Source organism: Franzmannia pantelleriensis (assembly GCF_900102875.1).
GTDB classification, from domain to species: domain Bacteria; phylum Pseudomonadota; class Gammaproteobacteria; order Pseudomonadales; family Halomonadaceae; genus Franzmannia; species Franzmannia pantelleriensis.
Genome location: NZ_FNGH01000003.1, coordinates 202,680 through 224,512 on the forward strand (window position 1 = coordinate 202,680; position 21,833 = coordinate 224,512).

The following is a 21,833-nucleotide window of genomic DNA, read 5'->3' on the forward strand; positions in this document are numbered from 1 at the left end:
ATTAGCATGACCTTATGATGTCATTTTGGGGGCATCGGTTGACATGGATCAAGTCACGCCGGGTCTGCCCTTGCGCCACATCGCATCTCGTCGACACTGAAGGTCATGCTGACGAGGAGTGCCTATGCCGTTGCGTCTCTACCGCGGCGATCTGCTGCTGATCGCCGTACTGCTACTGCCGCTGGCGATTGCCGCGCCGCGACTGGGTGGACCGCCGGGAGAGGCGGCGGCACTGCTTGGTTGGGTAGGGCGCGTCGGCGGTATCCTGGGGCTTGCCATGCTGCTGGTGACCGCGGCCTTGAGCATTCGGCTGCCGGGATTCGACCGCTGGTTCGGCGGACTCGACCGGCTCTGGTGGTTGCACCGCCTGCTTGGCTTTGGCGCCTTTATTCTGATCATGCTGCACGTCCTGGCCCTCGGCCTGGCGCGGGTGCCGGCCGGCCTCGAGGTGGCGGTACTGACGCTGTTCCCGCCGCTGTCGCAGCTGGCATTGTGGAGCGGCTGGCTGGCCTGGCTGGCGATGGTGATCTTCCTGGCGCCGACCTTCCAGTTCTTCGGCCGGCTCGACTACCAGCGCTGGAAGCGCCTGCATCTGCTGTCGGCCGCCGCCTTGTTGCTGGCGCTGGGGCATGCGCTGCCGCTGGCGGGGGAGACCTGGCCGTGGTGGCTGCTCGGTGCGCTGGGTATGGCGGCCATGGTATGGCGCAAGCTGCTGTCGCCGTCGCTGGCTCGCCACCCTTACCGGGTGGAGAGTGTCGCGCCGCTGGCCCGAGGTGTGGTGGAAATTGCGCTGCGCCCGGAGGGCCGCGGGCTCCGCTATCGCCCCGGCCAGTTCGTCTACCTTACCCCGCTCGACGAGTCGCTGACGGCGGGACGCGGCGAGGAACACCCCTACACCATCGCCTCGGCCCCGGACGACCCTTTACTGAGGCTCGGCATCAAGGACCTCGGCGATGCCAGCCATGCCCTGCAGACCGTCAGTGTGGGCAGTCGGGCGATGCTCGAAGGGCCTTACGGCGACTTCTTCGCCGTGGACTATGCTCAGCGAGACGCGCTATGGCTCGGCGGCGGCATCGGCATCACACCATTCGTCAGCGCAGCCAGGGGAATGGCTGCTGAAGATGAAGGACGTCATGCCCAGCTGTTCTACCTGGCCAACGGCCCCGACCGTGCCTACTACCTCGATGAGCTCACTCGCTGTGCCGAGGACGTCGAGCGCTTGACGGTGACCGCCCACTTCTACCGTGAACAAGGCCCGCTCAGCGAGGCCTTCCTGCGACACCACTGCCCGGACTACGTCGACCGCGAGATCTACCTGTGCGGCCCGCCGGGCATGATCAGCCACCTGCGTGACCTGCTCGCCGCCCAGGGCGTGCCGGCATTGCGCATCCACTGCGAGGTCTTCGACTTCCTATGAACAAGATTGCCTATAGCGCATTCATCGCCTTCCTGGCCAGTATCGGCACCTTGGTGTCGGTGCAGGCGCTCTCCTCGGACGAGGCCGACGATAGCAGTGAAGCGCGCGATATCACCCTCGATGAGCTGGCCGAACATGCCAGCGCCGAGAGCTGTTGGAAAGCCATCCACGGTGGCGTCTACGACATCACGGATTACATCCCCGATCACCCCACCGAAGAGGAGGTGATCCTCGAATGGTGCGGACGAGAATCCAGCGAGGCGTGGGACAACAAGCGCCCCGGGCGGCCGCATAGCCCGGCCGCTGAGCGCCAACTGGAGGACTATCGCATCGGTAGGCTGGTCGACGACCAGGGCGAACCGCTGGAACGCGCCGAGGCCGCCGAGCCGCCCAGCCAGGCGGAAGATCAGCCGATGGAGCAAGAAGCGGCGGACACCGCGCCGTCACCCGCTGAGGACCTGCGCTTGCATAGGGCCATGCTGGGCCAGCCTATGGATGGCCACTACCGCGGCGTGTTCACCGATCGCGGCGAGATTCAGGTCAATATCACCTTCGATCTGCGCGATGGCCACCTGACCGAGGTGAATTTCCGCCACCTCGCCTACCGCGGCGTCGACTACCTGACGCTGGAGGAGGACGAAGATCTGTATCCGGTGATGGTGCAGCATCGACGCATCACCGAATGGCTGGAGGGCGAGCCCTTGACCTCGATCTTCGCTCTTTACGAGCCCGAGCGCGTGGTCGAAGAGGTAGACGGTTTCAGCGGCGCCACCCTGCGCGGCGCCAAGGTGATTTCGGCGATGCGCGACGGCCTCAACCGCGGGGTATACAGCTGGCCCTAGGAGCGCGTTAGGCCACTAGGCTTTGTACGAAAAGTCGGCGAGCGAAGGTCAGGGCTAGGCCCGTTCCCGACGGGCCAACGCACTTCCCACATCCATGTGGGTCGCAAAGCAAAAATCGGCGAAAAAGCGGAGTTTACGGGGTGTAAATGAGCATTTTGAGCCGATTTTTAACGCCGCATGGCCGAGCGCAGGCAGTTTTCGTACAAAGCCTAGCCGAGCGGCCAGCTCGCGGCGCCTATAACCCATAGCCATATGGCGATCAACGCAAAGTGGCCGGGATACCAGGCCAGCCATAGCCGGCGAGGCATCAGCATGCCGAGCCGCGGCACGCGCTGGGCGGCGCCGGCGGCGAGCAGCAGCACTGCGATGCAGGTGGCGACGGTGAACGACTTGGCCATGTCCGAGGCGTTCATCTGACCCGCCACCCACAGCACCGGCAGCGCCGCGGCGGCCGCCAGCAGGCGTTCCGGCAGGCTATGACCGGCCTGACTGAGATGGTGCATGGCGAACATCAACAGCGGAATCAGCAGCAGGCCGTTGTGGCCGTACTCGACCCAGTGACCCAGCAGGTACCAGCAGACCAGCACCGCTGTAGCCCCCAGGGCTGTCCAGTGCGCGGCCAGCTCACCGCGCTGCTGGCGGTCCGCCAGTTCACGCAGCCAGGCGCCGCCGGCGAGCCCTGCCGCCAGCGTGAAGCAGACGTTGAGGATCAAGGCGTCCGAGGCCCGCGGCATCATCATGTAGGGTAACTGGGCAGCGAGCCCGATGATCAGGATGCGCCGCGCATAGCGCTGTGGATCGCGGGTGTTGAATAGCCCGTGCCAAGCGACCATGGCGGCGAACAGCGGAAAGGCGATGCGGCCAATGGACGAACCGGCCCAGTCGAGCTGCCAGCTGTCGGGCAGCACGTAGCGGGTCAGGTGGTCGATACTCATGGTTGCCAGGGCCAGCCATTGGCCCCAGGCGGTCCAGGTCGAGGTAGGGCGAAACGTGTCAGGGGCGGCGCTTGCCGTTGCGCTCATCGTTACCTCCGGGTTGTAGCGATGAAGCAGTGGATTGTCAGGCGTCTGGCCTGGGCCGATAGCGGTCGTCATCATACACGGCCATGGGCTCGCTCCTCACGTCCTCGACCCAACTGGGTGGCTTGAGGTAGCTCCAGGCGGCACGCACCTGACCGCTCGGATCGGCTATCGCCAGCCGGCGGCGGCGATAGCCGTCGCGCTCATTGACCCGCTCCAGTCGGTCGAGTTCATCCAGGGTCGGCGCATCGACCCGGTAGAGTTCACCCTGGACCTTGAGGCCCTTGCCCTGGGCATCTACCAGTACCGGTGAGAAGCGTGGGCCGTTGAGTACCAGTGGAAAGGGCTCGCAGGTCACGGCGAGGTCTAGGAATTCTGCCTCGCCGAGGTAGCCGGCATGGTTGGCGAAGCCGCGCTTGAGGGTGCCGTACACGAAAAGTAGATGGGGCATGGGATCCTCCCGGTCAGGCTGGGCCTGGTCGTCCTGACAGGATAGTCTGATGCTGGAGAGACAGGGTCAAGGACAGCTCATTCAAGGACACTGGGATGCGCAGCGGTTTCGGGTTCGATCTACGCAGCATGGAAATCTTCGTCGAGACCCTGGAGCAGGGCAGCCAGAGCGCCGCCGCGCGGCGCCTGGGGCTCAAGCAGTCGTCGGTGTCCCAGAGTCTTGCCACCCTCGAGGAGGGCCTCGGCGTCAGCCTGTTCAAGCGCAATGCGCGACCGCTGGAGCCGACGACGGCCGGGCGCTTCTTCTATGACCGCGCCAGACGGCTGCTCGATGAGGCGCGCAGCACCCGCCGTGAACTGGTCTCCGGAGCCCTTGGCCAGCTGCATCAGGTGCGCCTGGCGCTGGTCGACTCGCTGGCCACGGCGGTTGGCCAGCCGCTGATCGAGCTGATCAGGCGGCACACCCGCGACTACACCCTGACCACCGGGCTGTCGCACATGCACAGTCACGCCCTGCTGACCCGGCATGTCGATATCATCGTCTCCGACGATCGCCTGGAGAACTACGACGGCCTCGAGCGTCACGCGGTACTGCGCGAGCCCTTCGTGCTGGTGGCGCCGGTCAGCTGGTCGGGGCCGCTCGACAACCTGCGCTGGCTGGCCCGCCAGCTCGACTTCGTGCGCTATACGCCGCAGTCGCTGATCGGCCAGGCCATCGAGCGCCATCTGCGCCTCAATCAGCTTGAGCTGCCGGCGCGCCTGCACCTCGACAACACCTTCGCCGTGCTACGCCTGGTCAGCGCCGGGGCCGGCTGGACCATCACCACGCCGCTATGCCTCTTCCAGGCCGGCCTCGACACCCTGCAGGTGCGAGTGGCGCCGCTACCGATACCCTCCCTGCAGCGTGAGCTGACGCTGGTTGCACGTCGCGACGAGCTCGGCGACCTGCCTGCCCAGTTGGCCCGTGATGCCCGCCGGCTGTTGGAACTGCGCTTCCGTCAGGAGCTCGAGCGCGGCCTGCCGTGGCTCTCCTCCGAGGTCTCTACCCAGCCCTGAGTTGGCGCATCGCATCCTGCCGAGTGCGCTTAAGGCGTGCACTATCGATTTTTTCGATAGTAACGGCGTCGGTGCGACCGATGCTCTTTGCCAGATCGTGAATCCGCGTCCAAGACTGATAGCCATTCGATGTGCGACGCGGGATTGCCACCCAATGCCAACAACAATATGCGTCTATGTCCGCTGGGTAGAGCGCCTCAACCGTGGGGTGGGGCGGCTGGTGATGTACATAATCTTCATCATGATGGGGCTGCTGCTGTACGCCTCGTTTTCGCGCTCGGTGCTCAATGCGCCGCTGCTGTGGGGCGTGGAGATGTCGCAATTCATGCTGGCCAGCTACTACCTGCTGGGCGGCGCCTACGCCATGCAGATGGGCGCGCATGTGCGCATGGACCTGTTCTATAGCCGCTGGTCGCCGCGCACTCAGGCAGCGGTGGATGCCGTTACCATCGTGTTTCTGATCATCTTCCTGGTCACCCTGCTACTGGGTGGTATCTCCAGCACCCAGTACGCGCTGGAGTATGGGCAGCGTAACCACTCCTCCTGGGCGCCGCCGCTGGCGCCGATCAAGCTGATCATGTGCTTCGGCATCTTGCTGATGCTGCTGCAGGCCTTCGCCACCTTCTTTCGTGATCTCGGCGCGGCGCTGGGGCGCCCCATCGACGCGGAGGGCGAGGCATGAGCTACGAGATGATCGCGTTGCTGATGTTCTCGACCATGATGCTGCTGCTGCTGACCGGCCAGCGGGTGTTCGGGGTGATCGGTTTCGTCGGCGCCGCCGCGGCGCTGCTGCTGTGGGGCGACGGCGGGGTGGAGATGCCGTTCAACGCCAGCTTCGTGCTGATGAACTGGTACCCGCTGCTGACCCTGCCGCTGTTCGTGTTCATGGGCTATATGCTCTCCGAGTCGGGCATTGCCGGCGATCTCTACGAGATGTTTCACGTCTGGATGGGCTCGCTGAAGGGCGGGCTGGCGATCGGCACCATCGGCCTGATGGTCGTGGTCTCGGCGATGAACGGCCTGAGCGTGGCGGGTATGGCGATCGGCGCCAGCATCGCATTGCCCGAACTGCTGCGCCGCGGCTACGACAAGATCATGGTCACCGGGGTGATTCAAGCGGGCAGCTCATTGGGCATCCTGGTGCCGCCCAGCGTGGTGCTGGTGCTCTACGGCATGATCGCTCGCCAGCCGGTCGGCAAGCTGTGGCTGGCCGGAGCCATTCCCGGCTTGATCCTGGCGGCGATGTTCGTGATCTATATCGTGGTGCGCTGCCGGCTGCAGCCGAGCCTGGGCCCGGCGCTGCCCGTCGAGGAGCGCACCATGAGCCTGGGTGCCAAGCTCAAGCTGTTGAGCGCCGGTATCCTGCCGCTGCTGATCTTCTTCTCGATGACCGGGCTGTTCCTGATGGGCGTCACCAGCCTGGTGGAGAGCGCTGCCTACGGCGCCTTCGCCGCCACCCTGGCGGCGCTGGTCAAGGGGCGCCTGACCCGAGCGGTGATCGAGGTCACAGTGCGCCGCACCCTGGGCATCAGCTGCATGTTCATGTGGATCATTCTGGCTGCGCTGTGCTTCGGCGCGGTGTTCGACGGTCTCGGCGCGGTGCGTGCCATCGAGAACGTGTTCCTCGACCGCATGGGGCTCGGCCCCTGGGAGATCCTGCTGATGATGCAGCTCTCCTACATCCTGATGGGCATGTTCCTCGACGACACCGCGATGCTGGTGATCGTCGCGCCACTCTACGTGCCGCTGGTGGTGAGCCTGGGCTTCGACCCGGTGTGGTACGGGGTGCTCTACACCATCACCGTGCAGATCGCCTACATGACGCCGCCGTTCGGCTACAACCTGTTCTTGATGCGCGCCATGGCACCTCCCGAGGTGACGCTGATGGACATCTACCGCAGCGTCTGGCCGTTCGTGGCGATCATGGTGCTGGGGCTAGGACTGATCACCGCCTTTCCGCAGCTGGCGCTGTGGCTACCGGAGCTCTACTACGGCTGAGAGGCGAGTATGCCCGGCGACGGGCAAGGAAGTAGCAAGTAGGGAAGCATGAACGCGATGTAGTGGTAACAACAACAATCCATGGGAGACATATCATGACCGATCGCAACAGGCGTAATTTCCTCAAGAAGGCCGGGGTGGCCACGGCCGCCACGGTGGGCGCGGCTACCGTGGGGGCGCCCTATGTGCATGCCCAGTCGAGCCCAATCCGCTGGCGCATGCAGACCTACGCCGGTCCGGCGCTGGCGGCCCACGTCATCAAGCCCTCCATCGATGCCTTCAACAAGGCGGCCAACGGCGAGATGGAGATCGAACTCTATTACGCCGACCAGCTGGTGCCTACCGGGGAGCTGTTCCGGGCCATGCAGCGCGGCACCATCGATGCGGTGCAGAGCGACGATGACTCCATCGCCGCGCCGGTGGATGTCTCGGTGTTCGGCGGCTACTTCCCGTTTGCCTCGCGCTACAGCCTCGACGTGCCGGCGCTGTTCAATCACTACGGGCTCAAGGAGATCTGGGAGGAGGCCTACGCCGAGGTCGACGGCGTGACCTGGCTGGGTGCCGGCGCCTGGGACCCCTGCAACTTCGTGACCCGCGAGCCGATCCGCAGCCTCGAGGACCTGCGCGGCAAGCGCGTCTTCACCTTCCCCACCGCTGGGCGCTTCCTGAGTCGCTTCGGCGTGGTACCGGTGACCCTGCCGTGGGAGGACATCGAAGTCGCCATGCAGACCCGTGAACTCGATGGCATCGCCTGGGCCGGTATCACCGAGGCCTATACCGTCGGCTGGGCGGACGTCGCCAACTACTACTTGACCAACAACATCTCCGGGGCCTGGGCCGGTTCCTACTTCGCCAACAGTGACCGCTGGAACGAGGTGCCCGAGCACCTGCAGACGCTGTTCAAGCTGTGCATGGACAATTCGCACTACTACCGGCAGCACTGGTACTGGTGGGGCGAGGCGCACTATCGCACCACCGGTGGCAAGCTCGAGCTCACCTCGATCCCCGAAGAGGAGTGGCAAACGCTGGAGGATGCGGCGCTGGAGTTCTGGGACGAGATCGCCGAACAGAGCGAGCGCAGCGCCAAGGTGGTGCAGATCCTCAAGGATTATCGTCAGACCATGCAGCAGGCAGGGCCTCCCTACCGCTACAGTTGAGGCATGTCCGGGGCGGGCACTGCCCGCCCCGCATACCTGCTGCCTAGGCTTTGTACGAAAAGTCGGCGAGCGCGGACATTTTTCGTACAGAGCCTAACGACCGTTGGCCCACTAAGGAAGTTGCCATGAGTCAATTATCACCCCGACACATCACCAGCGCCGATGATGCCCGACGCCTGGTCGAGGAGCGCGGCCTGACCCACGTCAAGGTCGGGATGTTCGACATGGACGGCGTGATGCTCGGCAAGTACATGCGTCGCGACAAGTTTTTCCACGCCCTGGACGAGGGCTTCGCGTTCTGCGACGTAGTGCTGGGCTGGGACAGCAAGGACGAGCTCTACGACAACGTCAAGTACACCGGCTGGCATACCGGCTACCCGGACGCCCAGCTACGCATCGTCCCCGAGAGCTGCCGCGAGGTGCCAGCGGAGGGCGATATGCTGCTGTTTCTCGCCGAGTTCAGCGGTAAGGCCGAGGCGATCTGCCCGCGTGGGCTGCTGCGGCGGGTACTCGATCAGGCCAGCGCGATGGGCTTCAACGCCCATGGCTCGCTGGAGTACGAGTTCTTCATGTTCCGCGAGACCCCCGAATCGATCCGCGAGAAGGGCTTTCGCAACCTGACCCCGCTGACGCCGGACATGATGGGCTACTCGATGCTGCGAAGCTCGGTGCACGCCGAGCTCTATCATGAACTGCTGGCGCTATCCGAAGCCATGGACTTCCCCATCGAGGGGCTGCACACCGAAACCGGCCCCGGGGTGCTCGAGGCGGCCATCGGCGTCGACGGTGCGCTGGCGGCCGGCGACAAGGGCGCGCTGTTCAAGACGTTCACCAAGGTGTGGGCGCAGCGCCGCGGCCTGATGGCCACTTTCATGGCCAAGTGGTCGCCGGACTATCCCGGCCAGAGCGGCCATATTCATCTGTCGTTGACCCACACCGACAGCGGCGACTCGGCGTTCTTCGATGCCGACAAGCCCTATGGCATGAGCGATATACAGCGCCACTTCGTGGCCGGTCAGCAGCAGCTGATGCCCGAGTTTCTGGCCATGTTCGCGCCGACCATCAACAGCTACACGCGGCTGATCCCCGGCTTCTGGGCACCTACCGAGGCAACCTGGGGGGTCGAGAACCGCACCACGGCGCTGCGGGTGATTCCCGGCAGCGCCAAGTCGCAGCGCGTTGAGTATCGACTCGGCAGCGCCGATGCCAACCCTTACCTGGCGCTGGCCGCGGCCATCGCTGCGGGCCTGTACGGCATTCAGCAACGCCTCGAGCCGGACGAGCAGGTACGCGGCAACGCCTACGAACTCGACCACCCCGAGCACCAGGCGCTGCCGCGTACCCTGTGGGAAGCTGCCCAGCGCCTCAAGGCATCGCAACCGGCTCGGGCGCTGTTCGGCGACGACTTCGTCGAGCACTTCGCGGCGACCCGGGAGTGGGAGGAGCGCGAGTTCCGACGCCATATTACTGATTGGGAGTTAGACCGCTATTTCGAGATTATTTGAGCTCGCTCAGTGCTCACCTTGGTCGTACTGGTTGGCAGAACGATGAGCGGCGTCGGGGACAGGGCAAAGCGGGGGTCTTCTTCCAGGGAAGGAAGAAGTAGCGTCCAGGGAGGGATTCACAGCGCCCCCGCGGTGGCCTGTCGCCGGATAAGCCGCGGGCCGGCTGCCTGGCGGCGTCGGGAAGCAGCGAACTGAGCCTTGTCACTCGTTACTGGAAGGAAAGAGACGCGTATGCCCACACAGAAAACGATATCTCCCGTCGACGGCTCGGTCTATGTCGAGCGGGAGCTGGCCGATCCGGCGCAGATCGAGGCGGCGTTGTCGCGGGCGGCCAGCGCTCAGCGCAGCTGGCGCGACGTATCGATCGCCGAGCGTGCGCGCTACTGCTCGGCGATGGTCGATGCCTTCGTCGCCCGGCGCGATGAGCTCGCCACCGAGCTGACCTGGCAGATGGGCCGTCCGATCAGCGCCGCGGGTGGCGAAATCGGCGGCTTCGAGGAGCGCGCCAGGGGCATGATCGGCCTAGCCGAGGCAGCGCTGGCGCCAGTTCGGCTAGCCGACAAACCGGGCTTTACCCGCTATATCACCCGCGAGCCGCTGGGCGTGTCGTTCATCGTCGCGCCGTGGAATTTTCCTTTCATGACCGCAGTGAATGCCATCGTGCCGGCGATCATGGCCGGCAATACGGTGATTCTCAAACACTCCGCCCAGACCCCGCTGTGCGCCGAGCGCATCCAGCAGGCCTTCGATGCCGCGGGCCTGCCCGAGGGGGTGTTCCAACACCTGCACCTGTCGCATGCGGCCACCGAACAGCTGATCCGCGACCGGCGCGTCGACCACGTCTCCTTCACCGGCTCGGTGGCCGGCGGCGCGATGGTCGAGCGCAACGCCGCCGGCCGCTTCATTGCTACCGGCCTGGAACTGGGTGGCAAGGACCCGGCCTATATTCGCGCTGACGTGGATCTCGACGCAGCGGTGGAAGGCGTGATGGACGGCGCCTTCTTCAATTCGGGGCAGAGCTGCTGCGGCATCGAACGCATCTACGTCGACCAGGCGATCTTCGACGCCTTCGTCGAGCGTGCGGTGGCCTGGGTCAGGCAGCTCAGACTGGGCAACCCCAGCGACCCCGCCACCACCCTTGGCCCGCTGGTGCGCCCGGCGGCGGCGGATTTCGTGCGCGGCCAGATCGAGGAGGCGGTGGCCGGCGGCGCCAGGGCGTGGATCGATCCCGGCGACTATCCGCTCTCGGTGCCGGGTAGCGCCTACCTGGCGCCGCAGATACTCACCGGGGTCGACCACTCGATGCGGGTCATGCACGAAGAGAGTTTCGGGCCGGTGGTCGGCATCATGCCGGTGGCCTCCGACGACGAAGCGGTGACGCTGATGAACGACAGTGCCTTCGGACTGACCGCGGCGGTGTTTACCCGCGACATGGCGGCCGGCGAGCGGCTGGCGCAGCGCCTCGAGGCGGGCACGGTGTTCACCAACCGCTGCGACTACCTCGACCCCGAACTGGCCTGGACCGGCGTCAAGCAGTCGGGGCGCGGCTGTTCGCTGTCACGGCTCGGTTACGAGACACTGACCCGGCCCAAGTCCTTTCACCTCAAACATGCCTAGGAGTCGCCAATGAGCCAGGATATGAGCCAGTTCCATATGGGCTGGAACTACCCCGCCAATATTCTTACCGGTGTCGGGCGCATCCGCGAGCTGCCTGAGGCATGCCAGGCGCTGGGGATGAAGGCGCCGCTGCTGATCACCGATCCCGGGCTTGCCAATCTGCCCATGGTGCGCGACATCGTGCTGGCCTGTCACGACAGCGGCCTGGGCATCGCCGTGTTCAGCGAGATCAAGGGCAACCCCACCGGCAAGAATGTGCTCGATGGGATGGCCGCCTTCCGTGACGGCGGTCACGACGGCGTGATCGCCTTCGGCGGTGGCTCTGGTCTCGACGCCGCCAAAGCGGTGGCGCTGATGGCCAACCAGCGCGAAGGCTTGTCGCTGTGGTCGCTGGAGGACGTCGGTGACAACTGGAAGAACGCCGATGGCGATGCCATCGCGCCCATCGTGGCGGTACCCACTACCGCCGGCACCGGCTCTGAGGTAGGGCGCGCCTCGGTGATCACCGACGAGGTCGAGCACGTCAAGCGGATCATCTTCCACCCCGGCATGGTGCCGGCTACGGTAATACTCGACCCGGAGCTGACTGCCGGCCTGCCGCCCACGATCACTGCCGCCACCGGCATGGATGCCCTCTCCCACTGCCTCGAGGCGTGGTGCTCACCGCTCTATCACCCCATGGCCGAGGGCATCGCCGTGGAGGGCATGCGGAGGGTCTGCCACTACTTGCCGCGTGCCTACGCCGACGGTAGCGATCTCGAGGCACGCATGAACATGCTGGTAGCCTCGAGCATGGGCGCCACCGCTTTCCAGCGCGGCCTCGGCGCGATGCACGCCCTGGCGCATCCGCTGGGGGCGCTGTACGACGCCCATCACGGCACGCTCAATGCGATTCTGATGCCCTATGTGCTGCGCGCCAACGAGCAGGCGATTGGCGAGCAGATGGTGCGCCTCGGGCGCTACCTCGACCTGCGCCAGCCAGGCACCGCGACGGTGATCGACTGGGTGTTGGAAATGCGCCAGCGGCTGGCGATTCCGCATACACTGGCCGAGCTCAAGATGGATACCCAGCAGGCCGACAAGGTGGGGCAGATGGCGGTGGCCGATCCCTCGTCGGGTACCAATCCGATCGCTTTCGATGCCGGCCAGTATCGCGACATCTTCGTCGCAGCGGTGGAGGGGCGTCTTTGAGCGATAGCTGCCAACTTGGCATAAGATATGGCGCCAGACTTGGAAAGAGGAGGCCGGGCCATGCGCATAGGACTGCTGCAGTGTGACGATGTGGCGCCTGAGTTGATCGAGACTCACGGCAACTACCCGGCGATGTTCGAAGCGCTGTTCAAGCGCGTTGATCCGAGTCTAGAGTTTCGCGTGTGGCGCTGCCTCGACGGCGAGATTCCCGACAACGTGGACGCCGCCGACGCCTGGTTGACCACCGGCTCCAAGTTCGGCGTCAACGACGGCTTGCCATGGGTCGATGCGCTGTGCGACTTCGTGCGCGAGCTATGGGACGCCGGCAAGCCGCTGGTCGGGGTCTGTTTCGGTCATCAGTTGATCGCCAAGGCGCTGGGCGGCGAGGTGGTGAAGAGTCCGCGAGGCTGGGGGGTGGGCATGTCGTTCAACTGCGTCAATGCCCGCACCGAATGGATGCAGCCGTGGCAGCCCAATCTCGATCTGCTGGTCAGCCACCAGGACCAGGTCGAGCGGCTACCGCCGGAGGCCCGTGTGCTGGCCGGCAGCGACTTCTGCCCTTACTACCTGATGCAGGTCGGCGAGCACTTCCTTGGCGTACAGGGGCACCCCGAGTTCAATAAGCCCTACTCCCATGACCTGATGCAGCTACGCTGCGACCTGGTCGGGGCGGCGAGGGTCGCCGAGGGACTCGATTCACTGTCAGCCCCGCTGGATGCCGAGCTGACCGTGCGCTGGATCTTGAACTTCATGCGGCGTGCGTTACGTTCGAGCGACTAAGCAGCTCAAATAACCAGCAGCTATGGTAGGTTAAAGATCAATGCGCTCATAAAGCGAGCAGAAAGGAATAACGCCTGTCTCCGGGTGGCAGTTGACATATTCAGATGCAGTCCCGGAGGTAAGCAAACAAACCTCATGCCTCGGCGGTCTCAAGTTCCAAGCGCAACGCTATTGAATGGTGCTCGAATCGAGATGGATTTCTTGAGTAGCCCGGCGTAAACCTCCAACAGCGTTCGCCAGTCCAGTTCCTTGAGCGGCTGTATAGTCAGGGATTCGGCGATCTCGTCGAGTTCTTGCCTGATGTGGACCGATAGGTCCGTGCCCTTTGGCAGGTACCGACGCAACAGCCCATTGCTGTTGAGGGGACGGCCATCCGCGTGGACCCACGCTGTCATGGGCTGCGCGGGTCAGAGAAGTAGATAGCGGTGCCGGCCTTCTGAGTAATCTCGGCATGCTTCACCTTTTCCCTGCCTTGGTCGTACGTCATGGACAGGTGTTCCGATCCTTCCTGAGCTAGCCGGGAGGCATGCCGCTGTATAATGGCTCGGATAGCGTAGTGCGCCCACATCAACATGATGGCAGCTCGTACTTCAGCAGTAAGGTGGCGGCAGCAGTGAGCCATGGCAATACCATACCGAATGGGTCGGGTGTTTCACTTTGTCATTGAGACCGCTGATGTTTTTGGCGTGGTGAATGGCTTACAGCTGTAAGCTATTTCTTACATTATTTTTATAAAATATACTACAAGTTGAGGTGCTGTGAAGACATGCCAGTGTCACACTTTTAGCAGTATCATTCGTTTCAGCATAGTTGCCGGTACTGGACTAACGGCTGTAGACTGTGTGAGGTCGTTGGTAAAAAAGGGTTGCCAATCTATCCATTGGTTCTCTAGGAGCGGCTATGTTCCTACAGTCATATCACGACAGGCAAAATATGAGCCGGAGGTTTTTACCTGGGATAAAATTAAGAGTGAATTGAACAAGAGGGAGCGTGGAGAGCGGCTTTCAAGAATTGTTAGCCTGCTTCGCCGAGAAGTGGCGTATATGCGAAATCCAGAAATACTCAAAGCTGATGAATTGAGAGCGAAAGGTGATCTAAGTGGCTACTGGGATTATCTTATAGATCGTGCAGATAAGTCAGATTTACCGTTCCAAGACACATTGTCATCTACAAGATATTTCGCTCACAAAATTTGGCTGAAGCTAAGCGAGAAGGAGTGTTTAGAGTTTCAGAAGAGCTTTGGTGCTTTCTGGGCATGCTGGCGTCATCCTATCCCTATGGACGTGGTGGAAGAGTTGAATGTCTATGCTAAGGAAGGGCGTCTGCAGCTGCATCGGCCAGTCGCGCCGATAAAAATCAAAGGCGGAAAATATATTCTTGAAACTTCTCGCAAGAAGATATGCGCTGATGCGCTTATAGATGGGACGGGCGGGGTGGGTGGTGTGAAGGATGTGAAGTCCACCTTAATAAGAAATCTCTTGGTGCGAGGTTTGGCTATGGAACATCCATGTGGTGGGCTGAAAGTTGATGGATTGACTTATGGCCTGCAAAGCAAATTGAGAAACTCAGGAATTTATTGTTTGGGGCCGCTGGCTAAAGGTTCTCTTTTCTCTACTAATGCGTTCTGGTTTAACTCACTGTGCGCCTCTAACTTGGCTCACTATTTGGCAATAGAGATTAGATTTTCCTCTTTCGAGGAGGGGTGCCGGCAATGAGCATAATGCAGCCATTTTTTTACGTGCTAGGCGGCATGCTGTTAGGACGTTTTTTTCCACAAGCTAAAGCGCTGCTTTCAAAGCTTCTGATCAGGATTTTTATACCGTATGTGATTGTGTATAACCTTTTGACGTACCAGCCTGGTACAGCAGAGGTTGCGATATTTGGGTTCGTTTTCTGTGTTTTATTATATTTTTTGGCAGGTCTCATCTGGCGTGATCGTATCACTGCTTTGTCCTTTAGTTATCTCAATATTGGCTGGCTTGGCCTGCCGCTTGCTATAGCAGTTTTCGGTGATGAAGCGAGTCGAATTATCATCGCGGCTTATATTGGTAGTTCCGTATTTGGGAACATTGCCTCTTCTACAGCGCTTCAGCCAGAAGCTCACTGGGGTATGTCGATGGTGCGTGCTCTGAAGGCCCCTCCCGTGCTGGCTGTTCTGGCTGGATTGTCTTTGCAACTAGTGCCATTTGGTTCTGATCTGAACATAATAGCCGTAGGGTATGAGGCGGCTAAACAGTTAATGTCAATTGCTGGGATGGCTGTGCTTGGAATGTGGTTATACAGCTCCAAAGTTACTCTTGGTGATCTTCGTGCATCGATTCCTGTTGCATGTCTTCGTGCGCTGGCAGGTGGTGCGATAGTTGCTGGGTTTCTTTGGGTAAGCTGGCGCTTGGGGATAGATGTTGTCACTGACAATGCCTTGGCGCTGTTCATTCTCCCGCTGCTCCCTCCTGCAGCTAACATTGTCGTACTGGAAACTTACTTCCGAGGCACAGGCGAGTCTGCAAGATTCGTAGCAAGCGGCACTTTGATTTCACTGGGAGTGATAACGCTGATACTGCTGATGGTTCCACTTTTCTAGCTTACCTGTGAGTCGAATTAGCCAGCGAGACACGGGGCGACGAAGGGCTCGACGCCTTGAACGCCCCGCTGGATGCCGAGCTGACCGTGCGCTGGATCTTGAACTTCATGCAGCAGGCTCGCTAAGCTCGCGGCATGACCGCGAGCGAAACCTGGCAGTGGCCGATGGCCGAGCTCAGCACGGCGACGGCTAACCTGATCCTGCTGGGTGTGATCCTGAGCGTCAGCATCGGGGTGGATGCGTTGGCCAGGCGTTGGCACCTGCCGCGTATCTCGCTGCTGGTGCTGGTCGGCGTATGCCTGGCACTGGTGCAGCAGCTGCTGCTGGGGCGCGACGGCAGTGCGCCGCTGGGGGGGATGAGCGAGCCGCTGATCCACCTGGCGCTGGTGCTGGTGTCGTTCCTGCTCGGCGGCGAGCTGACCCTGGCGCGGCTGCGCCGAAACGGCTGGTTGCTGGTGGTGATCTCGCTGGCCATCGTGTTGAGCGGTGCGCTACTGGTGGGCGTTGGGCTGTGGCTGCTGGGCTTCCCGCTGGTGGTGGTGGTCGCGTTGGCGGCGATCTCGGTGGCCACCGAGCCGGCGGAAATCAGCGATGAAGTCTATGCCCGTGGCGATGACCGGTTGCGTGCCCGGCTGTTGATGGGCATGGTCGCCATCGACGATGCCTGGGGTATTCTTTTGTTCGGGCTGGCGATGGCGCTGCTCGGCTGGCATTTGACCGGCGACGGCAGCCTGGCGCTGGCCTATGCCGGCTGGGAGCTGGGCGGTGCGCTGGTGCTAGGCGCGGCCATCGGCTTGCCAGCCGCCTGGCTCACCGGCCGCCTGCGACCGGGGGAGCCGACGCAGGTCGAGGCGTTCGCGCTGATCCTGCTGCTGACCGGCTTTTCGACCTGGTTCGACGTTTCGGGCTTGCTGGCGGCGATGTTTGCTGGGGCGCTGGTGGCCAATTTCTCCTCCCACCATACTCGCTCGTTCCGCCAGATCGAGCATATTGAGTGGCCGTTCCTGGTGTTCTTCTTCGTGCTCTCCGGGGCTCACGTCGACCTCAGCTATATGGGCGCGGCGCTGTGGCTGACGCTGGCCTACATCGTGCTACGCCTGGCCGGGCGCTTGATGGGCGGAGCCCTGGGCGTGCAGTTGACCGGGCGAGGGCGCGAGCTACCGCGGGACATCGGCCTGGCGCTCACGCCCCAGGCCGGTATCGCCATGGGCATGGCGCTGCTGGTGGTGGAACGCTTCCCCGAGCACCGCTCGCTGCTGCTCTCGGCGGTGGTGGCCTCCACCGTGGTCTTCGAAGTGATCGGCCCCTTCCTGATTCGCCGCGTGCTGCGCTGAGCAGTGCTCAGTTGACCCGGCGACCCAGTGCCCACACCTCATCGATGGCCCAGCCGCTGTCTGACAGCACCAGCAGGTCGGCGTCGGCACCTGCCGCCAAACGCCCCTTGTGCGGCAGCTTCAGGGCATCGGCGGCGTTGGTGGCGGCGCAGGGCAGGGCCTGCTCCAACGGGATATCGTGGTGGGTGACGCACTCGCCGAGTACCTCGAACAGACTGGCCAGGCGGCCGGGCTTGAGGCCCATGAAGCGGCGCTCGGCATCGAACTGCGGCAGCGAGGCGTTGGCGTCAGAGGAGAGGCTGACCCGGGCCAGGTCGACGCGGGCGTGGCGAGCGCGAGCCACGGCCTCTGAGGCGGCCACTTCGCCGCCGGCCAGCAGCTCGTCGGTGGTGCTGGTGGTGAAGTCGATACGCCCACCCTCGCGGGCGAAGCGTAGGCCGTCCTCGAACAGCGCAGCGGTGCGGTTGATATGAGTAGGGTAGAACTGCGACAGCGGGATGGCGCTGCTGCGCGCGACCTCGCGTAGAGGCTCCAGGTGGCTGGGTGCATCGCCGGTATGAATGAACACGACCCCCGCCTTACCGGCCAGCAGGCCGGCGGTGCGCGCCTCTGAGGCCAGCCGCGTCAGCTCCTGGGCGGTAGGCTGCGAGCCTCGGTGGTCGCTGATTGCCACTTCGCCGACGCCGATGAACTCGGGGATGTAGAGAATATCGCTGGCCACCGAATCGGTTAGGGTCACCGGCGGCAGCTGGTAGGAGCCGGTGTAGGCGTAGACGCTCAGGCCGGCGGCCATCAGTTCGCGGGCCTTGCCGATCAGGTTGGCGGGGGTCCGGGTCAGCGCATCGGTGCCCAGCGCCGCCACCAGGGTGGTGACGCCGGAGGCGAGCGCATCGTCGCGGGTCAGTTCTGCGGTACGGGTGCCAAAGCCGCCTTCGCCGCCGCCGCCGGTGATATGCACCAGCGGATCGACCAGACCGGGGATCACCCGGCGACCGCCGAGATCGATTACCTCGACAGCGGCCCCGTCAATGGGCGGGGGCTGTTGTGCATCGGAGATCGCGGCGATGCGTCGGTCGGCGATCAGCAGGTGGCATAGCCCCAGCGGCTCGGGGGCGTAGAGGCGTGCGTTCTTGAGCAGTGTCAGCATGGCAGTTCTCTTAGTGGCAGGTAACCTGCAACGCCGGCCATGGGTCGGCGTTGCAGGGCTCATACGATGTTAAAGCTTTACGTCGTAGCTGAAGTAACGCTGCATGATCTCATCATAGGTGCCGTCCTCCTTGAGTGCCGCCAGGGCCTTGTTGAAGCGCTCGGCCAGCGCCTCGTCGCGGGGGCGGAAGGCGACGCCTACGCCTTGGCCGAAGATATGCTCGGGCTCCTTGATAAAGTCGCTAATGCGCTGGAAATCGCTGCCGTCGGTGTCGATCTCGATGGCCGCCTCGGCGATCGGGTAGTCCATGAAGGTCAGGTCGAGGCGCCCGGCGCGCAGATCGGTGACCACGTCGTCGACGCCGGTGTAGCGGCGAATGTCGAGCACGTCGCCGTAAAGCTCAGTGACGTAGTTGTCCTGCAGGGTGGCGCGCTGCACGCCCACCGTCAGGCCGTCGAGACTGTCACGGTCGTCGATATCGATGTCATGCGCGTGAGTGGTGATCCAGGCGCTGGGGGTGGTGTAGTACGGCTCGGAGAACAGCACCCGCTGGGCGCGCTCCTCGGTGATCGCCATCGACGACATGATGGCGTCGTAGTTACGCGCCATCAGGCCGGGGATGATGCCGTCCCAGTCCTGTTCCACCCAGGTGCAGGTGATGTCGAGATAGTCGCAGACCGCCTCGCCCAGCTCGATCTCGAAGCCGGTGAGCTCGCCGTCGGACTGGCGGTACATGAAGGGCTCGTAGGGGACATCGACGCCAAGGCGGACCTCGTCGTAATCGCGGGCCTGGACGGTGCCGCTGACCAGAGTGGCGCACAGGGTGGCGCTCAGAAACAGCGTGGAATAGCGCATGGGAGTCTCCATGGAGTAGATCGCCGCACGTGGCAGCTTGTGATTGTTGGATACGCGTCGGGCTAGTCGCGAGTGGCGTCAGAAAATGCGCCCTGGATAAGTTCAGGTGCGTCGTTATGTGACGGCATTCGCGGTATCAGGCACAGGGTGCCAAGAGGCCAGAGGGTGGCCGAAGGGGGGAGCTACTCGTCGAACCATTCGCTGAGATAGAAGCTCTCAACGAAACTCGCCTGGACAATCCTGGGGTGGACAGTCATGGAAGTGAACCTCTACAGGTGGCGAAACTACCACGAAAACATGCGTGATCGGGCCGCACCTGTCAAGCACTCCGCCCCACGGCGGCGTCTGACAGACAGGCGCGGTGATTTGGTTTATTCGCTGAAGTAGCGGTCGTGGATCTGGTCGTAGACGCCGCTCTCCTGAAGCTCGGCGAGGGCCGTGTTGAAGCGCTCGGCGAGGGCCTCGTCGCGAGGGCGGAAGGCGATAGCAATGCCGTCACCAAAGTACTCGTAGGGGTCGCGAATCATCTCGCCGACTACGCGATAGTCGCCGCGCTCGCTGTCGAGCAGGGTGGTCTTGCCCACCGGGTAGTTGACGAACACCAGGTCGAGACGCCCCGACTCCATGTCGAGCAGCATGTCGTCGGCAGTGGCGTAGCGGCGCACATTGGCCACGTCGCCGTAGAAGTCGGTGGCGTAGCTGTCCTGCAGGGTACCGCGTTGGACGCCGAGGGTCAGGCCGTCGAGGGTTTGCTCATTGGGTGTCTCGATATCGCTGTCTTGTGGGGCGAACCAGGCCGAGGGAACGGTCAGGTAGGCATCGGAGAACAGCACTTGCTCGCGGCGCTCCTCGTTGATGGTCATCGACGACATGATGGCGTCGTAGTTGCGCGCCATCAGACCGGGAATGATGCCGTCCCACTGCTGCTCTATCCATTCGCAGGTGATGCCCATCTGCTCGCACAGCGCGTTACCAAGGTCGATGTCGAAGCCGGTCAGTTCACCGTCGGCGGTGCGATACTCCATCGGTTCGTAGGGCACGTCGACGCCGAAGCGTACGTGATCGTAGCTGTCGCGGGCATGGGCATGGCCGGCGACCAGGGCGGCGCCGAATAGGGTGATGCCAAGAAAGCGGTACATGAAAACGTCCTTGTTGCTGTGCAGATACAGGGGAGCATCAGCGATCCTGCCTGTGACAGGAGCCGTGGTAAATGCAGGAGGGGACGCTCCCGGCATGGCCGGGAGCGCAGGACGGGATTACTCGTCGTCGCCGAAATAGCGCTCGTAGATCTCGTCGTAGGTACCGTCGTCTTGCAGCGTCGCCAGGGCCTCGTTGAAGCGCTCGGCGAGGGCTTCGTCACGCTGACGGAAGGCAATGCCGAAGCCGTCGCCGAAGTACTCCTTGGGCTCGGTGATCATCTCGCCGACCACCTTGTAGTCGCGGCTCTCGCTGTCGAGCAGGGTCGATTTGCCGACCGGGTAGTCGAGGAACACGATATCCAGGCGGCCGGCCTGCATGTCCAGCACCATGTCGTCGGCGGTGGAGTAGCGGCTGACGCTGGCCACGCTGCCGAACATGTCGGTGGCGTAGTTGTCCTGCAAGGTGCCGCGCTGCACGCCGATGGTCTTGCCGTCGAGGCTGGCTTCGGTGGCGTCCTCAAGCTCGCTATCTGCCGGCGCGAACCAGGCCGATGGCGGCGTGAAGTAGGGGTCGGAGAACAGCACCGTCTGGCGGCGCTCATCGTTGATGGTCATCGACGACATGATGGCGTCATAGTTGCGCGACATCAGGCCGGGGATGATGCCGTCCCACTCCTGCACGATCCACTCGCAGGTGATGCCGATCTCCTCGCACAGGGCGTTACCCAGGTCGATATCGAAGCCGGTCAGCTCGCCGTCCGGCGTGCGATACTCCATCGGCTCGTAGGGCACGTCGACGCCGAAGCGCACGTGATCATAGTCGCGGGCCTGGGCGGTACCGGCCACCAGAGCGGCGCCGAGAATCGAGATAGTGAACAGTTTTTTCATGGTGCATTTCCCTGTTGTTGTCGGTGTCACCCGAAGGTGAGAACTCGGCCACATTAGCGCAGCTCGCGACTGGCCGGAAGGGGGAAAGAGACCTTGTCTGGCCAATTTCCCAACGCTCGTTTGACGGCTGGCGTCATGCCGGCTTGAGGTGCGCCAGCAGCCGCTTCTCGAGGAAGCGGAAAAAATACAGGATGGCAAAGGTCAGGCACAGGTAGATCGCCGCCACGAACAGAAACGCTTCGAAGGGCGCGTAGAAGCGCGCATACACGAAGCGTGCCGCGCCGGTGAGGTCCATCAGCGTGACGACGCTGGCAATCGCGCTGGCGTGGAGCATGAAAATCACCTCGTTGCCGTAGGCCGGTAGCGCCCGGCGAAAGGCACTGGGCAGGATGATGCGGCGCATCATCAGCGACTGGGACATGCCATAGGCGCGGGCCGCCTCGATCTCGCCGCGGGCGGTGGCCTTGATGGCACCGCGAAAGATCTCAGTGGTATAGGCTGCAGTATTGAGAGTGAAGGCGATCAGCGCCGGGTAGAAGGCCTCGCGCAGTAGCGGCCAGAAAATAGACTCCTGGATGCCGTCCACGAACACCACGCCGTAGTAGATGATGTAGAGCTGGATCAGCAGCGGGGTGCCGCGGAACACATAGGTGTAGGCGTAGATCGGCAGGCTGATCCAGCGGTGGCGCGAGCTGCGGCCGATGGCCAGCGGCACTGCCAGCACCAGCCCGGCGAGCAGCGACAGGAACACCAGCTGGGTGGTCGTCACCAGGCCATCCCAGTAGTAGCTCAGGGTCTGAGGCGTGAAGATCAGGTTGCCTTCGAGCAGCTCGGTGAACCAGGTCATGAGTTCCATG

Annotated in this window: 20 protein-coding genes and 1 pseudogene; 13 read left to right on the forward strand and 8 right to left on the reverse strand. The window is 63.1% G+C overall.

Going from position 1 to position 21,833, the window contains the following annotated elements; all coding sequences use genetic code 11:
• Nucleotides 1-124: 124 nt before the first annotated feature.
• On the forward strand, nucleotides 125-1,417 hold the full coding sequence (locus BLT16_RS05215) for a ferredoxin reductase family protein (RefSeq protein WP_089657469.1): 1,293 nt from the start codon (nucleotides 125-127) through the stop codon (nucleotides 1,415-1,417).
• Entirely contained in the window at nucleotides 1,414-2,259 is an 846-nt protein-coding gene (locus BLT16_RS05220) for a cytochrome b5-like heme/steroid binding domain-containing protein (RefSeq protein ID WP_089657470.1), read from the forward strand. The genes BLT16_RS05215 and BLT16_RS05220 overlap by 4 nt, the downstream gene beginning before the upstream one ends.
• A 209-nt stretch (nucleotides 2,260-2,468) precedes the next feature.
• Here the strand turns inward: BLT16_RS05220 and BLT16_RS05225 are convergent, their stop codons facing one another.
• On the reverse strand, nucleotides 2,469-3,281 hold the full coding sequence (locus tag BLT16_RS05225; RefSeq protein WP_089657471.1) for a TraX family protein: 813 nt from the start codon (nucleotides 3,279-3,281) through the stop codon (nucleotides 2,469-2,471).
• 37 nt (nucleotides 3,282-3,318) lie between these two features.
• Complete coding sequence (locus BLT16_RS05230; protein WP_089657472.1) at nucleotides 3,319-3,729, reverse strand: gamma-glutamylcyclotransferase family protein; 411 nt, start codon at nucleotides 3,727-3,729, stop codon at nucleotides 3,319-3,321.
• A 95-nt stretch (nucleotides 3,730-3,824) separates the two neighbouring features.
• Between BLT16_RS05230 and BLT16_RS05235 the strand changes: the two genes are divergently transcribed.
• The 8 genes from BLT16_RS05235 (at nucleotide 3,825) to BLT16_RS05270 (ending at nucleotide 13,032) form a co-directional block, all read left to right on the forward strand.
• Nucleotides 3,825-4,784 (forward strand): LysR family transcriptional regulator, encoded by a 960-nt coding sequence (locus BLT16_RS05235; RefSeq protein ID WP_089657473.1) that lies wholly within the window; start codon nucleotides 3,825-3,827, stop codon nucleotides 4,782-4,784.
• A 154-nt stretch (nucleotides 4,785-4,938) separates the two neighbouring features.
• Nucleotides 4,939-5,466: a TRAP transporter small permease subunit gene (locus tag BLT16_RS05240; RefSeq protein WP_089657474.1), complete on the forward strand. Its 528-nt coding sequence runs from the start codon at nucleotides 4,939-4,941 to the stop codon at nucleotides 5,464-5,466.
• Entirely contained in the window at nucleotides 5,463-6,782 is a 1,320-nt protein-coding gene (locus BLT16_RS05245; protein WP_089657475.1) for a TRAP transporter large permease, read from the forward strand. Before BLT16_RS05240 ends, BLT16_RS05245 begins: the two co-directional genes overlap by 4 nt.
• Nucleotides 6,783-6,877: 95 nt before the next feature.
• Nucleotides 6,878-7,939 (forward strand): TRAP transporter substrate-binding protein, encoded by a 1,062-nt coding sequence (locus tag BLT16_RS05250; protein WP_089657476.1) that lies wholly within the window; start codon nucleotides 6,878-6,880, stop codon nucleotides 7,937-7,939.
• Between the two features lie 125 nt (nucleotides 7,940-8,064).
• On the forward strand, nucleotides 8,065-9,444 hold the full coding sequence (locus tag BLT16_RS05255; protein ID WP_089657477.1) for a glutamine synthetase family protein: 1,380 nt from the start codon (nucleotides 8,065-8,067) through the stop codon (nucleotides 9,442-9,444).
• A gap of 231 nt (nucleotides 9,445-9,675) precedes the next feature.
• A complete protein-coding gene (locus tag BLT16_RS05260; RefSeq protein WP_089657478.1) occupies nucleotides 9,676-11,061 on the forward strand; it encodes an aldehyde dehydrogenase family protein in 1,386 nt (461 codons plus the stop codon).
• Between the two features lie 9 nt (nucleotides 11,062-11,070).
• Nucleotides 11,071-12,252: an iron-containing alcohol dehydrogenase gene (locus BLT16_RS05265; RefSeq protein ID WP_218124409.1), complete on the forward strand. Its 1,182-nt coding sequence runs from the start codon at nucleotides 11,071-11,073 to the stop codon at nucleotides 12,250-12,252.
• 60 nt (nucleotides 12,253-12,312) lie between these two features.
• Nucleotides 12,313-13,032, forward strand: a complete 720-nt coding sequence (locus tag BLT16_RS05270; protein WP_089657479.1) for a glutamine amidotransferase-related protein — start codon at nucleotides 12,313-12,315, stop codon at nucleotides 13,030-13,032.
• 149 nt (nucleotides 13,033-13,181) lie between these two features.
• Here the strand turns inward: BLT16_RS05270 and BLT16_RS20985 are convergent.
• Nucleotides 13,182-13,522 (reverse strand): annotated as a pseudogene (locus tag BLT16_RS20985) (transposase); the annotation flags it as partial.
• Nucleotides 13,523-14,075: 553 nt separating this feature from the next.
• Here BLT16_RS20985 and BLT16_RS20555 point away from each other — a divergent pair.
• The 3 genes from BLT16_RS20555 to BLT16_RS05280 all read left to right on the forward strand — a co-directional run bounded on the left by BLT16_RS20555 (nucleotide 14,076) and on the right by BLT16_RS05280 (nucleotide 16,947).
• Nucleotides 14,076-14,747 (forward strand): FAD/NAD(P)-binding protein, encoded by a 672-nt coding sequence (locus BLT16_RS20555; RefSeq protein WP_143025044.1) that lies wholly within the window; start codon nucleotides 14,076-14,078, stop codon nucleotides 14,745-14,747.
• Nucleotides 14,744-15,613, forward strand: a complete 870-nt coding sequence (locus BLT16_RS20560) for an AEC family transporter (RefSeq protein ID WP_143025045.1) — start codon at nucleotides 14,744-14,746, stop codon at nucleotides 15,611-15,613. Before BLT16_RS20555 ends, BLT16_RS20560 begins: the two co-directional genes overlap by 4 nt.
• A gap of 134 nt (nucleotides 15,614-15,747) precedes the next feature.
• Complete coding sequence (locus tag BLT16_RS05280) at nucleotides 15,748-16,947, forward strand: cation:proton antiporter (RefSeq protein WP_089657480.1); 1,200 nt, start codon at nucleotides 15,748-15,750, stop codon at nucleotides 16,945-16,947.
• A 7-nt stretch (nucleotides 16,948-16,954) separates the two neighbouring features.
• Here BLT16_RS05280 and iadA read toward each other — a convergent pair whose 3' ends face one another.
• The 5 genes from iadA to BLT16_RS05305 form a co-directional block, all read right to left on the reverse strand.
• Nucleotides 16,955-18,094, reverse strand: a complete 1,140-nt coding sequence (iadA, locus tag BLT16_RS05285) for a beta-aspartyl-peptidase (protein ID WP_089657481.1) — start codon at nucleotides 18,092-18,094, stop codon at nucleotides 16,955-16,957.
• A 69-nt stretch (nucleotides 18,095-18,163) separates the two neighbouring features.
• Nucleotides 18,164-18,949, reverse strand: coding sequence for a transporter substrate-binding domain-containing protein (locus BLT16_RS05290; RefSeq protein ID WP_089657482.1), 786 nt, complete (start codon nucleotides 18,947-18,949; stop codon nucleotides 18,164-18,166).
• Between the two features lie 371 nt (nucleotides 18,950-19,320).
• Nucleotides 19,321-20,088, reverse strand: a complete 768-nt coding sequence (locus BLT16_RS05295) for a transporter substrate-binding domain-containing protein (RefSeq protein ID WP_089657483.1) — start codon at nucleotides 20,086-20,088, stop codon at nucleotides 19,321-19,323.
• Between the two features lie 117 nt (nucleotides 20,089-20,205).
• A complete protein-coding gene (locus tag BLT16_RS05300; protein WP_089657484.1) occupies nucleotides 20,206-20,976 on the reverse strand; it encodes a transporter substrate-binding domain-containing protein in 771 nt (256 codons plus the stop codon).
• A gap of 133 nt (nucleotides 20,977-21,109) precedes the next feature.
• A complete protein-coding gene (locus tag BLT16_RS05305) occupies nucleotides 21,110-21,832 on the reverse strand; it encodes an ABC transporter permease (protein ID WP_089657485.1) in 723 nt (240 codons plus the stop codon).
• Nucleotide 21,833 lies beyond the last annotated feature (1 nt).

What these genes read in the sequence shown, in the direction of transcription:
- BLT16_RS05215 (WP_089657469.1), top strand. Translation starts at nt 125, where the DNA reads ATGCCGTTGCGTCTCTACCGCGGCGATCTGCTGCTGATCGCCGTACTG.
- BLT16_RS05220 (WP_089657470.1), top strand. Translation starts at nt 1,414, where the DNA reads ATGAACAAGATTGCCTATAGCGCATTCATCGCCTTCCTGGCCAGTATC.
- BLT16_RS05225 (WP_089657471.1), bottom strand. Translation starts at nt 3,281, where the DNA reads ATGAGCGCAACGGCAAGCGCCGCCCCTGACACGTTTCGCCCTACCTCG.
- BLT16_RS05230 (WP_089657472.1), bottom strand. Translation starts at nt 3,729, where the DNA reads ATGCCCCATCTACTTTTCGTGTACGGCACCCTCAAGCGCGGCTTCGCC.
- BLT16_RS05235 (WP_089657473.1), top strand. Translation starts at nt 3,825, where the DNA reads ATGCGCAGCGGTTTCGGGTTCGATCTACGCAGCATGGAAATCTTCGTC.
- BLT16_RS05240 (WP_089657474.1), top strand. Translation starts at nt 4,939, where the DNA reads ATGCCAACAACAATATGCGTCTATGTCCGCTGGGTAGAGCGCCTCAAC.
- BLT16_RS05245 (WP_089657475.1), top strand. Translation starts at nt 5,463, where the DNA reads ATGAGCTACGAGATGATCGCGTTGCTGATGTTCTCGACCATGATGCTG.
- BLT16_RS05250 (WP_089657476.1), top strand. Translation starts at nt 6,878, where the DNA reads ATGACCGATCGCAACAGGCGTAATTTCCTCAAGAAGGCCGGGGTGGCC.
- BLT16_RS05255 (WP_089657477.1), top strand. Translation starts at nt 8,065, where the DNA reads ATGAGTCAATTATCACCCCGACACATCACCAGCGCCGATGATGCCCGA.
- BLT16_RS05260 (WP_089657478.1), top strand. Translation starts at nt 9,676, where the DNA reads ATGCCCACACAGAAAACGATATCTCCCGTCGACGGCTCGGTCTATGTC.
- BLT16_RS05265 (WP_218124409.1), top strand. Translation starts at nt 11,071, where the DNA reads ATGAGCCAGGATATGAGCCAGTTCCATATGGGCTGGAACTACCCCGCC.
- BLT16_RS05270 (WP_089657479.1), top strand. Translation starts at nt 12,313, where the DNA reads ATGCGCATAGGACTGCTGCAGTGTGACGATGTGGCGCCTGAGTTGATC.
- BLT16_RS20555 (WP_143025044.1), top strand. Translation starts at nt 14,076, where the DNA reads ATGCGAAATCCAGAAATACTCAAAGCTGATGAATTGAGAGCGAAAGGT.
- BLT16_RS20560 (WP_143025045.1), top strand. Translation starts at nt 14,744, where the DNA reads ATGAGCATAATGCAGCCATTTTTTTACGTGCTAGGCGGCATGCTGTTA.
- BLT16_RS05280 (WP_089657480.1), top strand. Translation starts at nt 15,748, where the DNA reads ATGACCGCGAGCGAAACCTGGCAGTGGCCGATGGCCGAGCTCAGCACG.
- iadA (WP_089657481.1), bottom strand. Translation starts at nt 18,094, where the DNA reads ATGCTGACACTGCTCAAGAACGCACGCCTCTACGCCCCCGAGCCGCTG.
- BLT16_RS05290 (WP_089657482.1), bottom strand. Translation starts at nt 18,949, where the DNA reads ATGCGCTATTCCACGCTGTTTCTGAGCGCCACCCTGTGCGCCACTCTG.
- BLT16_RS05295 (WP_089657483.1), bottom strand. Translation starts at nt 20,088, where the DNA reads ATGTACCGCTTTCTTGGCATCACCCTATTCGGCGCCGCCCTGGTCGCC.
- BLT16_RS05300 (WP_089657484.1), bottom strand. Translation starts at nt 20,976, where the DNA reads ATGAAAAAACTGTTCACTATCTCGATTCTCGGCGCCGCTCTGGTGGCC.
- BLT16_RS05305 (WP_089657485.1), bottom strand. Translation starts at nt 21,832, where the DNA reads ATGGAACTCATGACCTGGTTCACCGAGCTGCTCGAAGGCAACCTGATC.